Here is a 14,508-nt window from a genome sequence, read left to right on the forward strand (position 1 = left end):
TAAAACAGAAATTCAAATGAAACTTTAAAACAATGAAATAGTTTATATGTAATTAATTGTTTTTAAAAGACCGTATGTAAAAATATATACCAGCACGTAGGGATTTATAATATATAATCACTTTTCCCAATGAGTTAACAACCATAAGTTAACTGCAAATAAGACATTAATAATTCATTATTTAATAAAACAATCAAGATATAAACAAAAATATTAATTTTTTCTTATCGAATAACTATTTGGTTAACCTAAAAATTATTTTTAACGAGGATATATATGAAAAAAGAACCAGTTAATACATCAAATCCAGATAATATCGAATTATCTGTTACAGACGAGATAAAAGCCGAAAATTTACCTATCGCGGTGTCCGGCATTGTCCCAGTGACGAATACCTATAATGGCCGACTCGAAGTTTTTGGTGTAAGTACTGATAATGCAGTATGGAGCAATGGACAAACGACACATACAGGCTCTTCCTGGACCGGCTGGACCTCACTCGGCTTAAAGGCAACCAGCAAACCTGCCGTTCACATCAATACAGACGGTCGATTGGAAGTATTCGCACGCGGCGCCGATAACGCCCTATGGCATAACTGGCAAACCGCCCCCGGCGCCGGTTGGTCAGGCTGGCAATCTTTAGGTGGCGTGCTCACCAGTAATCCTGTGGTATCTGTCAACGCCGATGGTCGGCTTGAAGTCTTTGCCCGCGGCGCCGACAACACACTTTGGCACATCTGGCAAACCGCCCCCCACTCCAATCCGTGGTCAAGCTGGTATTCTCTGGGCCAAGTGATCACCAGTAACCCGGCAGTCCATATCAACTCTGACGGTCGGCTGGAGGTTTTTGCCCGCGGCGCCGACAATGCACTCTGGCACATCTGGCAAACCGCTCCCCATACCGGTTATTGGTCAAGTTGGCAGTCTTTAGGCGGCGTCATCAATAGTGACCCTGTGGTCATCCGCACCGTCGATGGCCGGCTTGAGGTTTTTGTACGCGGCACTGATAACGCTCTCTACCACATCTGGCAAACCGTCCCCTATTCCAGTCAGTGGTCTAACTGGGCTTCATTGGGTGGTATTATCACCAGCGCCCCTGCGGTAGCAAAGAACTGCGACGGCCGACTTGAGGTTTTTGTACGCGGCACTGATAACGCTCTCTACCACATCTGGCAAAATGATACCCATTCCGGTTCATGGCACACTAACTGGGAGCGATTGGGTGGTGGACTCTCCAGCGGCCCAGAAGTCGTGAAAAATTCTGATGGTCAACTTGAAGTCTTTGTACGTGACAATGGTAACGGACTCCACCACATCTGGCGTACCCCATCATCGTGGTCAGCTTGGACCTCCCTTGGCGGCATCTTAATCGACGCTTCCGTGATCAAATAATTTAAAAGGAGCCAGATTCGCACAATATACGCGTAACTTTCTGGCCCGATGCATTAGAGAAAGTATTCACTACTCTGCATCAGGCCAGTAATACCTCATTTGCTGGCGTTATCCCAATAGCCAGATGACGAATTGTGTACTTTAATAACGATCATCAGATATTTTGAATAAAAAATAAAATAACCGTGAAAAAAACAGATTTAAAATAGAAAATAAATAAAACTTTAAAATAAGAAAATAGTTTATATATAATTAATGTTTTTTATACGTTTGCATTTAAAAATACATATCAACATATAGAGCAGAATAATATAAAATCACATTCTTATGATAACTAAAGAATTATAATTTAACGTCAAACAAAATATTACTTACTCATTCTATAAATAAGAATAAATAAGGTTTCATAATTCCGCTACACATGGTTTTATTCAACTCATTGTTATACATAGGGTTGTTGGTAGATAAGGTGTAGCACCATTTTGGAAAGTTATTTATACAAGATGCAATCGAAAATACTAATGTTAAATTAAATATATTTCTTATTAAATGACTATTTACTTTAAAAGGATATCTATATGAAAAAAGAACCTATTAATATACCAGATCCAGATAATGCCGAGCCGTCTGTTGCAAACAAAGTAGAAATATCCAACGAAATTTCTTGGACCGCACTACCCGGAGTTATCTCAGCAGCAAACAACGCCGATGGTCGGCTTGAGATTTTCGGTGTGAGCACCGACAATGCTGTGTGGCACAATTGGCAAACAGAACCAAACACCGAATCTTCCTGGTCTGGTTGGCGCTCGATGAATGAAGGAGCCACCAGCAAACCCGCCGTTTACATTAATTCAGACGGCAGATTGGAAGTATTCGTCCGTGGTTCTGACAATGCATTATGGCATAACTGGCAGACCGCCCCCGGCGCCGGTTGGTCAGGCTGGCAATCTTTAGGCGGTATCATCACTAGTAACCCAGTGGTATATGTCAACGCCGATGGTCGGCTTGAGGTCTTTGCTCGCAGTTCCGATAACGCTCTCTGGCACATCTGGCAAACCGCTCCCCATGCCGGTCCGTGGTCTAGTTGGCAATCACTAAATGGCGTGCTCACCAGTGATCCAGCGGTATATATCAACGCCAGTGGTCTGCTTGAGGTCTTTGCGCGCAGCAACGATTACTCTCTCTGGTACATCAAGCAAACGACTTCTCAGATTTATCCTTGGACAAATTGGCAGTCACTGAGTGGTGTGATAACTAGCAATCCGGTGGTGATCAGCAACTCTGATGGTCGGCTTGAAGTTTTTGCACGCGGCTCCGATAACGCTCTCTGGCACATCTGGCAAGTCGCGCCTAATGAAGGTTGGACAAACTGGCGCTCACTGTCTGGCGTCATCACCAGCGACCCAGCGGTACATATCAACGCCGACGGCCGGCTTGAGGTCTTTGCGCGCGGCCCCGATAACGCTCTCTGGCATATCTGGCAGACGGAAGCATCTGGTTCATGGTCTGAATGGACCTCATTGTCTGGTGTGATTACCAGCGCCCCTACGGTAGCGAAGAATTCTGACGGCCGGCTTGAAGTTTTTGCACGCAGTTCCGATAGCGCACTCTGGCACATTCAGCAAACTACATCATTATCGTGGTCCGCTTGGGCATCCCTCGGCATCACCTTAATTGATGCTTGAGCAGTTAAATAATCTAGTAGGATCAACTTCGCACAAGACACACATAATTTTCTGGCCTGATGCATTAAAGAAAACATTCACAGTGCTGCATCAGGCCAGTAGTACCTGATTTGATGGAATTAACCCAATATTCGACATACAAGCCAGATATTCACTCCATCTAACTCCCGTTATTTATGATAAAAATATATTTTTCAAATATAAGTAAAATGAAATCTTAAAATAGAGAAACAATTTATTTATAGTTTATTATTTTTGAATGGTTGTATGTAAAAATATATATAAACACATGAGACTTTATAATGTAGCATCACACTTATTTGACACTTTATGGCTCATATACCAGTATCAAATAGAATATTCATTATTTCTCTAAAAATAAAAGTGAGAATATTAACTCAACAAATTAAATATCTTGTTTATTAAATAAATACTTAGTGAATCTGAAAAATCATTTCTAACGAGGATATATATGCAAGAAGAATCTATTAATATACCAAAGCCAGATAATGCCGAGCTTTCTGTTATAAATGAGCTAATCGAAAACTCATCTATCGCGATGTCCAGCATTGTCTCAGTGACTAACAAACCCGCTGTTTCTCGTAATTTGGACGGTCGATTGGAAGTATTCGTGCGCGGTGCTGATAACGCGCTCTGGCACATCTGGCAAACCGCTCCCAATTCCGATTGGTCAAACTGGCAATCTTTAGGGAACACCATTACCAGTAACCCTGCCGTATATGCTAACGCCGATGGTCGCCTTGAAGTCTTTGCCCGCGGTGCTGATAACACGCTCTGGCACATCTGGCAAACCGCGCCCAATTCCAGTTGGTCAGACTGGCAATCTTTAGGGAGCACAATTACCAGTGACCCTGCCGTATATGCTAACGCCGATGGTCGTCTTGAAGTCTTTGCCCGCGGTGCTGATAACGCGCTCTGGCACATCTGGCAAACCGCTCCTAATTCCGGCTGGTCAGACTGGCAATCTTTAGGGAACACAATTACCAGTAACCCTGCCGTATATGCTAACGCCGATGGTCGTCTTGAAGTCTTTGCCCGCGGCGCCGATAACGCCCTCTGGCATATCTGGCAAACCGCGCCCAATTCCGGCTGGTCAGACTGGCAATCTTTAGGGAACACAATTACTAGCAACCCTGCCGTATATGCCAACGCCGATGGTCGCCTTGAAGTCTTTGCCCGCGGCGCCGATAACGCCCTCTGGCACATCTGGCAAACTGCTCCCAATTCCGGCTGGTCAGACTGGCAATCTTTAAAGAACACAATTACTAGCAACCCTGCCGTATATGCCAACGCCGATGGTCGCCTTGAAGTCTTTGCCCGCGGCGCCGATAACATCCATAACGCCCTCTGGCACATCTGGCAAACCGCGCCCAATTCCGGCTGGTCAGACTGGCAATATTTAGGGAACGTACTTACCAGTGACCCTGCCGTATATGCTAACGCCGATGGTCGTCTTGAAGTCTTTGCTCGCGGCTCCGATAAAGCGCTTTGGCACATCTGGCAGAAGGTAGCATCCGGTTCATGGTCTAGTTCATGGTCTGGCTGGACATCCCTTGGGGCACCTTGAGCGACGCTTAAACAATGAAATAATCTGTCAAGCTCAGCTCCGCACAAGACATACATAACTTTTTGGCCTGATGCATTAGAGAAAACATTTACTACTCTGCATCAGGCCAGTAGTACCTTGTTTGCTGGAATTAACCTAATATTCAACACACAAGCCAGGTATTCCCTCGACCTAACTCCCGTTATTTATGATAAAAATATATTTTTCAAATATAAGTAAAATGAAACTTTAAAACAAAGAAATAATTTATTTATCATTTATTATTTTTGAATAATTGTATGCAAAAATACATATAAACACACGAGACTTTATAATGTAGCATCTCATCCACTTAATACTTAACGGATCATTAATCAGCATAAAATAAAACATTAATTATTTCTTCAAAGAAGAAAGAGTAAAAATGAGAGTATTAATTCACAGAATTAAACACCTTACTTATTAAATGACTATTTAGTCAATCTGAAAAATTATTTCTAACGAGGATATATATGCAACAAGAATCTATTAATATGCCAAAGTCAGATAATACCGAACTACCTGTTGAAAATGAGGTAGCCATCGAAAACGGCACAATCGCGTTGTCTGAAATTGTCTCAGTAGTAAACACCGCTGATGGTCGGCTTGAGGTTTTCGGCGTCGGTACTGACAATGCTGTGTGGCACAATCGGCAAACAGAACCACATTCAGGCTCTTCCTGGTCTGGCTGGATCTCACTTAACGGAAACGTAACCAGCAAACCTGTCGTTTATATCAATACAGATGGTCGACTGGAAGTATTCGCACGCGGCACCGATAATGCGCTCTGGCATACCTGGCAAACCGCCGTCAATGCCGGTTGGTCAAACTGGCAATCTTTAGGAGGTACAATTACTAGTAACCCAGCGGTAGCTGTTAGCACCGATGGTCGGCTAGAAGTCTTTGCGCGCGGCACCGATAACGCTCTCTACCACATCTCACAAACTGCCGCTCATTCCGGTCCGTGGTCAAATTGGCAATCTTTGAACGGCGCGATCACCAGCAACCCCGCAGTTCATATCAACTCCGACGGTCGGCTTGAAGTCTTCGCGCGTGGTACCGATAACGCTCTCTGGCACATCTGGCAAACCGCTCCCCATTCCAACCAGTGGTCAAATTGGGATTCACTCGGTGGCATCATCACTAGCGATCCTGTAGTCATCGACACCGCTGATGGTCGGCTTGAAGTTTTTGCACGCGGCACCAATAACGCACTCTACCACATCTGGCAAACCGTTCCCCATTCCGGGCCGTGGTCTGGCTGGGCTTCGTTAAATGGCTGGCTCACCAGTGCCCCTGCGGTGGCAAAGAACGCCGATGGACGACTTCAAGTTTTTGCACGCGGCGCTAATAACACACTCTACCAAATCTGGCAAACGGCTTCCCATTCCGGTCCGTGGTCTAATTGGGCCCCGTTCAATGGCACGATCACCAGCGCACCAACGGCAGTGAAAGACGCCGATGGTCGGCTTGAAATTTTTGTTCGCGGCACCGATAACGCTCTCTGGAACACCAGGCAAGGCACATCATCGTGGTCCGCTTGGGTATCCCTCAATGGCTCATTAATCGACGCTTCAGCAATCAAATAATCTGGAATGAATCCAGCTTTGCATAAGACAAACGTCACCTTCTGGCCCGATACGCTAAGGAAAATATTCACTGCGCTTCATCGGGCCAGTGGTACAAAATTTGCTGATAAAAATCTGATACTCGATACATAAACCCGGTACGAATTCTAAATTACATATTATCTTTGATAATAAGAACATATTTTTGTCTATCTGAAACAGACTGTTAGTCGAATATGCCTGGAAAACAACTTCAAACAGAATAACCTTTTTTAGGTACATGATTAAATCAGGATCTGTGTTTATCAATAGCCAGATTACGAATTGTGTGCTTTAATAATGATTCAAAAAAATATTTTAAATAAAATTTAAAAAACATAGAAAAATATATTTAAAATAGGAACCAACTGGGACTTTAAAATAAAAAAATAGTTAATTTAAATTAAATAATTTCGTATAAAAACAACATATAAAAATATGTAACCGCATAATACGAGGCTATATTTATTTAACATTTTACAGTTCAATCATTAACAAAAAAACATCCACCATTTATTTCATTAAAAAAATAGGAGACCAGTAAAAACATCAATATATAAAGCCCAATAACCTTCCCATTAAGTGATTATTTTTAGTCCGAAAAATTATTTTTAAAGAGAATATATATATGAAAAAAGAGCCCATAAAAACGCCAAATCCAGATAATACCGAAGTATATGTTGCCGATGAAGTAGGAATAGAGAGCTCTGCAATAGCATTACCTGGAATTGTCTCAGTAGCAAACAACGCCGATAATCGACTTGAAGTTTTCGGTGTGAGCGCTGACAGCGCAGTATGGCACAACTGGCAAACAACACCGCTGCCAAGCTCCTCTTGGGCCGGCTGGAGCAAATTTAACGGAGTAGTAACTAGCAAACCCGCTGTTCATCGTAATTCGGACGGCCGATTGGAAGTATTCGTGCGTGGTACGGACAATGCACTCTGGCACAACTGGCAGACCGCCGCTGATAGCAATACTTGGTCAAGCTGGCAGCCGCTACAGGGAGCGATCACCAGTAACCCAGAGGTATGCATCAACTCTGACGGCCGACTTGAGGTCTTTGCACGCGGCACCGATAACGCTCTCTGGCACATCTGGCAAACCGCAGCCCATACCAATTCGTGGTCAAACTGGAAATCTCTAGGCGGCACACTCACCAGTAACCCTGCCGCACATATCAACGCCGATGGCCGGATTGAGGTCTTTGCACGTGGCTCCGATAACGCGCTATGGCACATTTGGCAAACGACTGCCCACACGGATCAGTGGTCAAATTGGCAATCACTAAAAGGCATAATCACTAGCGATCCAGTGGTCATCGACAACTGCGATGGTCGGCTCGAAGTCTTTGCACGCGGTGCCGATAGCACACTCCGGCACATCTCACAGATCAGCTCAGATTCTGTTTCGTGGTCAAACTGGCAGTGTTTGGATGGTGTGATTACTAGCGCCCCGGCGGCAGTGAAGAATATCTCTGGTCAGCTTGAGGTCTTTGCACGCGGCGCTGATAACACGCTCTGGCGCACCAGGCAAATTTCTCATAACGGTCCGTGGTCTAACTGGGCCTCATTCACAGGCATTATCGCCAGCGCCCCAACGCTAGCAAAGAATTCAGATGGCCGGATTGAGGTCTTTGTGCTTGGTCTTGATAAAGCCCTCTGGCACCTCTGGCAAACCACTTCATCACCGACATCATCGTGGACCGCCTGGGCTCTCATCGGCGGTATCACCTTGATCGACGCTTCTGTGATCAAGTAATCAGAAAGAAGCTAGCTTCACACGAGGCGATCGTGAGCTGCTGGCCCGGTGCAAAAGGAAAATATCCATTGCGTCTCACCGGGCCAGATAGGGGGATAATGGGCTGTACCCAAATTCTGTATCAAGGCTCTTTTATCATCAATATTCGAACATTTAAGGATTATTTTTATAAAAAAAGCTATATCTCAACCTACACATTTACAACTGATTAATTCACCCGTCATTACTGTCCCACTTAATCTTCATCATTCAACCGCAATGGTTTATACCCAATGGATTTCAAGATGCATCGCGACGGCAAGGGAGCGAATCCCCGGGAGCATAGAGAACTATGTGACCGGGGTGAGTGAGTGCAGCCAACAAAGAGGCAACTTGAAAGATAACGGGTATAAACGGTAAAATAGATGGCAATGCCTGTATAGTTGTTCCTCTATCAAGCAAATGTGATCAAAATAAATTACAACGTGGAATGCATGTTGTAATTGATAAAAACGTTATTGAAAATATGAAATATTTTGAACAAATAACACGTTGGGCAAAAGCGGATCTTGTACAACAAGTCAGCCGACAACGGCTACAAAGGCCAAGAACTGATAGAGGTTATTTAAATCAAATTTTACCCAGAGAAATTATCACTAAAATTCAATTGGCAATAATTAAAGCCATAAATGCAAGTCAATTGTTATCAAAATCATAACACTTGATCTTTCCAGTAAGATCGCTGACAATATGACTGTTGCCCATAGAGGCCTAAAGTATTTATTCCCCTTGAGGGACCTGCAAAGCCTAGCTAATTGCTAGGCTTCTGCCATTTCAGCGCTCCATAATTTCAACAAAAAATTTCCATAAAAAAAGCTCTTAGTACATAAGAACTTAGGCTGTTGGCAAAACTAATGACAAAAACCAATGAGACACTTGCTTTGATTTTGCATTGGTCATACTGGCGTCAGCGACATCAATATCGAACTCAACAATCTCACTATCGTCACCGAAGAAATTCTTTACCAACAAGGCAATTACGGCTGTAGTATTAGAAAGCAAAAACCAGTCAACATCGGGAAATTCTTTAAACCACTTCGGCAACGCAGCTTTATCTTTCACACAGAACCAAATTAACCAGACCAAAATTACAACTAATTTTGCGAATTGCTTCCAGATTTTACTTGTGTAAGTTTAAAGCTTGGTGCGATACCATAACAAAAGAATTGATTCACAAACTTAACTAAGACCACTGCATGATTAATACAGAAACTTTCGACACCCACACGCCCATGATGCAGCAATATCTCCGTCTTAAAGCACAGCATCCTGATATCCTGCTGTTTTACAGAATGGGGGATTTCTATGAGCTATTTTATGACGATGCCAAAAAGGCGGCGAAATTGCTGGATATTTCCCTGACCAAACGAGGTCAATCAGCCGGCAATCCCATCCCTATGGCAGGTGTGCCCCATCATGCAGTAGAAAACTATTTAGCTAAGCTGGTTCAATTAGGCGAATCAGTCGCTATCTGTGAGCAAATTGGCGATCCTGCCGCCAGCAAAGGCCCGGTTGAACGTAAAGTTGTTCGCATCGTTACTCCCGGTACCGTGACAGATGAAGCATTATTACAGGAACGGCAAGATAATCTGCTGGCGGCTATTTGGCACGATAATCAAGGATTTGGTTATGCCACACTGGATGTAACATCTGGCCGCTTCCAAATATCTGAAATGGCAGAGTTGGAAACGATAGCCGCTGAATTGCAACGTAGCCGTCCTGTTGAATTGCTCTATCCTGAAAGTTTTGAGCATATGGCGCTGATTGAAAATCTTCATGGCCTGCGCCGTCGCCCTTTATGGGAATTTGAGCTGGATACCGCAAAACAGCAATTGAACCTGCAATTTGGTACCCGTGATCTCGTCGGTTTTGGTGTGGAAAAAGCAGCACTCGCTCTGCGTGCCGCTGGTTGCCTGTTGCAATACGTCAAAGATACTCAACGCACGGCGCTGCCGCATATCCGTGGCATTACGGTGGAACGTCAGCAAGATACGGTTATTATGGATGCCGCAACCCGCCGTAATCTGGAACTAACACAAAATCTGTCTGGCAGTACAGATAATACTCTCGCTTCTGTTCTTGATCTGTGTGTTACCCCAATGGGTAGCCGGATGTTGAAACGCTGGTTGCATGCCCCTGTCAGGGACCGCCAGATATTAGAAAACCGTCAACAAGCTATCGCTACCTTGCAGGAAATTGGGTTGGAGTTGCAGCCATTTTTGCTACAGGTAGGTGATCTCGAACGTGTGTTAGCTCGTTTGGCTTTACGCTCTGCTCGTCCAAGGGATCTGGCAAGAATGCGCCATGCATTCCAGCAATTACCGGATATCCACCAAATTATGGACTCCTCAGATTCCTCCTATATCAAGCAATTGCAGAAAAATATCGGCAGGTTTGACGAATTACAGGAATTGCTTGAAAAAGCGATTGTAGAAACTCCTCCGGTATTGGTTCGGGATGGCGGCGTAATCGCGCCGGGTTATAACAGCGAGTTGGATGAGTGGCGCACACTGGCTGACGGCGCCAGTAACTACTTGGAACAACTGGAAATCCGCGAACGAGAAAAACTGGGCATTGATACTCTGAAAGTCGGCTTTAATGGTGTTCATGGCTACTATATCCAAGTCAGCCGAGGGCAGAGCCATTTGGTGCCGATTCATTATGTCCGTCGTCAGACACTGAAAAATGCTGAGCGTTATATCATCCCCGAGCTAAAAGAATATGAAGATAAGGTTCTGACCTCTAAAGGAAAATCTCTGGCAATAGAGAAAGCGCTCTACGAAGAATTATTCGATCTATTACTGCCTCATTTGGCCGAATTACAAACCAGTGCCGAAGCACTGGCTGAGCTTGATGTATTGGCAAATCTGGCAGAACGCGCAGAAACCCTGAATTATATTTGCCCAACATTGAGTGACAAACCGGGAATTCAAATCACCGGTGGCCGCCATCCAGTTGTTGAGCAAGTTCTGAGTGAGCCATTTATCTCAAACCCTCTCTCTTTATCTGCACAGCGGCGCCTGCTGATTATTACCGGTCCAAACATGGGCGGTAAAAGTACCTACATGCGTCAGGCAGCGCTTATTACACTTCTGGCCTATATCGGTAGCTTTGTACCGGCTGAAAAAGCTGTTATCGGCCCGGTTGATCGTATATTTACCCGTGTAGGCGCTTCCGATGATCTGGCATCCGGCCGTTCAACCTTCATGGTCGAAATGACCGAAACCGCCAATATTTTGCATAATGCGACAGAACAAAGTTTGGTATTGATGGATGAGATTGGCAGAGGCACATCAACCTACGATGGCCTTTCTCTGGCATGGGCATGTGCAGAAAATCTGGCAAACCGCATTAAAGCAATGACCTTGTTTGCCACTCACTATTTTGAACTGACCACATTGCCGGAAAAACTTGAAGGAGTGGTCAATATTCATCTGGATGCGGTAGAGCATGGGGATACCATCGCATTTATGCACAGCGTACAAGAGGGTGCAGCCAGTAAGAGTTACGGGCTGGCAGTGGCTTCTCTCGCTGGAGTTCCACGCGAAGTGATCAAACGAGCTCGCCAGAAACTTAAAGAGCTGGAATCGCTATCCAATCATGCAACGGCAAGTCATGTGGATACACCGCAGCTTGCGCTATTAACAGAAGAAACATCACCGGCGGTTGAAGCATTAGAAAATCTTAATCCAGATTCACTGACTCCGCGTCAAGCATTAGAATGGATTTATCGATTAAAAGATATGGTGTAAGAACGTGTTTGACAAAAGCCTTTTACAACCAATATACCGTTTTTTGCAATGTGAAACCCCGGATTTGTGGGTAGATAAAGCAAAACAGCCTGAAAATTTATCTGTGCTTCTACGGGATCATCTGTTATGTGAACTCAAAGCAGCACAGAGCGCGATGTTTTTGATCCGCAAATATGCTGTGGATCAGCGAAGTGAGGATACACTTCTGGCATGGTTTAAACCTTATGAAGATTTTGCTTACAAGAAGATTGGCGATCTCAATTCACTAAAAGGCCAAAACCAAGTAACCAAACAGATCGTCGCCAAAGCTAATTCACCCTATAGCCAGGATCTGATTGATAAAATGGTATTGCTGATTAAAGAAGAGTTACATCACTTCTATCAGGTGCTGGAGATCATGGATGAGCGCAATATCAGCTATGAAAGCATCACTGCCAGCCGTTATGCTAAAGGTATGCTTAGTCACATTACCAACCATGAACCTTATACACTGGTAGATAAGCTGATTATCGGCGCTTACATTGAAGCGCGTTCTTGTGAACGTTTTGCCAAACTAGCTCCTCATCTGGATGAAGATCTGAGTAAATTTTATATCTCGCTGCTGCGCTCTGAAGCGCGTCATTACCAAGACTATCTTTCACTAGCGCAATCTATTGCTAATGAAGATATTACCGAGCGAGTGAACTATTTTGGCCGTGTTGAAGCTGAATTAATTCAAAATCCAGATAGCAATTTTAAATTCCATAGCGGCATCCCTGTAATTTGAATGTAACATTGATTAGAAAAAGGTGAGCTTATACTCACCTTTCACACCGATGATAAACCTCGTTTAAAATAACGAGGTTTTTTTCCATTTTGAAAAATATTCTGACCCCATGATATAACTGGAGCATGGAAAGAGCTTGTAAATTTCAATATCGATAAAAATGTATATGATAATAAAATCAAACTGCTAATTGATAAACAATAGCGGATATTTATTATCGTGCATTTAATGCACGACATAATATAGAAACTCAGATAGATTTAAAAAATAGTAAAGTAGTAGCGGAGAAAAAATATCAACTAAAATAAAAATAATAACACTTACTACCGATGATATTAATGCTTTTTTTATGTTTTTATTTAAAATAAAGAAATAACTAACCGTTATAGATAATAGAAAAAAAACAATGGCATCAATTAGTCGTGATAACAAAAATATCATTCCACATCCTTTGTTGAAAAATTTTTCTTTAATTATACAACCAATTTTATTGAAAATAATTGCTGTTTTAAAACCATTAAGTTGGCATAGTAATCAAAGTAGTGACTTGTGACACAATTATCAATTATTTTCGATTAATTTTATTGGCGTATCGTTTAGGTTCAAGAAGGGCAACCTCAAGTTGGCCGGTAACCCCTTAGACTGGATTCTCCCCTTCTCTGGACTGCCACTAATCGAATGTGGAATCTCAAAGCGAATCAGGAAAGAAGTTAAAAAAGGGGCGTTCATCACATCACTGCAATTTAAGTATCAAAAATATTTGATTGAAATTTATTATCATCATCTCAGACAATTAGAGTCATTCTACAGGGTACTGAAGAACCTGATAATACCAAGCATCAACAATGCAAAAACAGGGATAACAGTTCTTCAGAACCCAAGTAGCCAAACTATTCAACAATTAAGTACGGAATAACGCTTCAATATTCAAACCTTGAGTTTGCATAATATCTTTCAGACGTCGCAAACCTTCGACCTGGATCTGACGCACTCTTTCCCTTGTCAAACCGATCTCTTTACCCACATCTTCCAACGTTTCAGCTTCATATCCCAAAAGACCAAAACGACGCGCTAATACTTCACGTTGCTTCGAATTCAACTCAAACAGCCATTTGACGATACTCTTTTTCATATCGTCTTCTTGTGTTGTTCCCTCCGGCCCGGTTTCATTCTCATCCGATAAAACATCCAATAGCGCTTTATCAGAATCACTGCTAATAGGTGTATCAACCGAAATGATACGTTCATTTAACCGCAACATACGGCTTACATCATCAACCGGTCTATCCAGTTGCTCTGCTATCTCTTCCGGGCTAGGTTCATGATCCAATTTATGGGCAAGTTCTCTTGCGGTACGCAAGTAGACGTTGAGCTCTTTAACAATGTGGATTGGCAACCGAATAGTACGGGTTTGATTCATAATCGCCCGTTCAATGGTTTGCCGAATCCACCATGTTGCATAGGTAGAAAACCTGAACCCGCGCTCCGGGTCAAATTTTTCAACAGCACGGATAAGGCCAAGATTACCTTCTTCAATCAAATCAAGAAGAGCTAAGCCTCTGTTACTGTAACGACGGGAAATTTTGACAACCAATCGCAAGTTACTTTCGATCATTCTCTGGCGGGCCAGAACATCGCCACGTAATGCCCGCCTTGCGAAAAAAACTTCTTCTTCCGCTGTCAGCAAAGGAGAAAAACCAATCTCGCCGAGATAAAGCTGTGTCGCATCAAGAACCCGCTGGCTCATGCCATGCAATACATCTAAATCATTTTCAAAATCAGTTAGATCATCCTCATCGTTCTTCAATAATTTCTCATCGAAGTCGTCAGCTTCAATACCACTTTCATCTAAATCCGCATCATCATACAACTCGTTAACTTTCAGCGTATTTTGGCTCATAA

10 protein-coding genes are annotated in these 14,508 nt (G+C 43.3%); 8 read left to right on the top strand and 2 right to left on the bottom strand.

Features of this window, described 5'->3' with window-relative positions; translation table 11 throughout:
• The first annotated feature begins 276 nt into the window (after window positions 1-276).
• From TI10_RS22150 to TI10_RS22175, 6 genes are all read left to right on the top strand, one after another.
• On the top strand, window positions 277-1,392 hold the full coding sequence (locus TI10_RS22150; RefSeq protein WP_049585526.1) for a membrane protein: 1,116 nt from the start codon (window positions 277-279) through the stop codon (window positions 1,390-1,392).
• Window positions 1,393-1,970: 578 nt separating this feature from the next.
• On the top strand, window positions 1,971-3,077 hold the full coding sequence (locus TI10_RS22155) for a membrane protein (protein ID WP_049585527.1): 1,107 nt from the start codon (window positions 1,971-1,973) through the stop codon (window positions 3,075-3,077).
• A gap of 472 nt (window positions 3,078-3,549) precedes the next feature.
• Window positions 3,550-4,665: a hypothetical protein gene (locus TI10_RS22160; protein ID WP_049585528.1), complete on the top strand. Its 1,116-nt coding sequence runs from the start codon at window positions 3,550-3,552 to the stop codon at window positions 4,663-4,665.
• A 491-nt stretch (window positions 4,666-5,156) separates the two neighbouring features.
• Complete coding sequence (locus TI10_RS22165) at window positions 5,157-6,272, top strand: DUF346 domain-containing protein (RefSeq protein WP_049585529.1); 1,116 nt, start codon at window positions 5,157-5,159, stop codon at window positions 6,270-6,272.
• Window positions 6,273-6,918: 646 nt separating this feature from the next.
• Window positions 6,919-8,049 carry a membrane protein gene (locus tag TI10_RS22170; protein WP_049585530.1) on the top strand — a complete coding sequence of 377 codons (1,131 nt, stop codon included), beginning with the start codon at window positions 6,919-6,921 and terminating at the stop codon, window positions 8,047-8,049.
• 379 nt (window positions 8,050-8,428) lie between these two features.
• A complete protein-coding gene (locus TI10_RS22175) occupies window positions 8,429-8,746 on the top strand; it encodes a type II toxin-antitoxin system PemK/MazF family toxin (RefSeq protein ID WP_074524912.1) in 318 nt (105 codons plus the stop codon).
• Between the two features lie 176 nt (window positions 8,747-8,922).
• On the opposite strand, the gene TI10_RS24685 is transcribed toward TI10_RS22175, so the two are convergent.
• Entirely contained in the window at window positions 8,923-9,150 is a 228-nt protein-coding gene (locus TI10_RS24685; protein WP_081348041.1) for a hypothetical protein, read from the bottom strand.
• 134 nt (window positions 9,151-9,284) lie between these two features.
• On the opposite strand from TI10_RS24685, the gene mutS reads away from it, so the two are divergent.
• Together mutS and miaE are read left to right on the top strand one after the other, a co-directional pair.
• Window positions 9,285-11,840: a DNA mismatch repair protein MutS gene (mutS, locus tag TI10_RS22185; protein ID WP_049585533.1), complete on the top strand. Its 2,556-nt coding sequence runs from the start codon at window positions 9,285-9,287 to the stop codon at window positions 11,838-11,840.
• Window positions 11,841-11,844: 4 nt separating this feature from the next.
• On the top strand, window positions 11,845-12,606 hold the full coding sequence (gene miaE, locus TI10_RS22190) for a tRNA isopentenyl-2-thiomethyl-A-37 hydroxylase MiaE (protein ID WP_049585534.1): 762 nt from the start codon (window positions 11,845-11,847) through the stop codon (window positions 12,604-12,606).
• 901 nt (window positions 12,607-13,507) lie between these two features.
• Here the strand turns inward: miaE and rpoS are convergent.
• Window positions 13,508-14,506, bottom strand: coding sequence for an RNA polymerase sigma factor RpoS (gene rpoS, locus TI10_RS22195; protein ID WP_049585535.1), 999 nt, complete (start codon window positions 14,504-14,506; stop codon window positions 13,508-13,510).
• Window positions 14,507-14,508: the final 2 nt, after the last annotated feature.

Origin of the sequence: Photorhabdus luminescens subsp. luminescens (genome assembly GCF_001083805.1) — a bacterium.
Lineage (GTDB): Bacteria > Pseudomonadota > Gammaproteobacteria > Enterobacterales > Enterobacteriaceae > Photorhabdus > Photorhabdus luminescens.

Bases quoted from the DNA above. Each gene is read 5' to 3' on its own strand.
- TI10_RS22150 (WP_049585526.1), top strand. From the start codon at position 277: ATGAAAAAAGAACCAGTTAATACATCAAATCCAGATAATATCGAATTA.
- TI10_RS22155 (WP_049585527.1), top strand. From the start codon at position 1,971: ATGAAAAAAGAACCTATTAATATACCAGATCCAGATAATGCCGAGCCG.
- TI10_RS22160 (WP_049585528.1), top strand. From the start codon at position 3,550: ATGCAAGAAGAATCTATTAATATACCAAAGCCAGATAATGCCGAGCTT.
- TI10_RS22165 (WP_049585529.1), top strand. From the start codon at position 5,157: ATGCAACAAGAATCTATTAATATGCCAAAGTCAGATAATACCGAACTA.
- TI10_RS22170 (WP_049585530.1), top strand. From the start codon at position 6,919: ATGAAAAAAGAGCCCATAAAAACGCCAAATCCAGATAATACCGAAGTA.
- mutS (WP_049585533.1), top strand. From the start codon at position 9,285: ATGATTAATACAGAAACTTTCGACACCCACACGCCCATGATGCAGCAA.
- rpoS (WP_049585535.1), bottom strand. From the start codon at position 14,506: ATGAGCCAAAATACGCTGAAAGTTAACGAGTTGTATGATGATGCGGAT.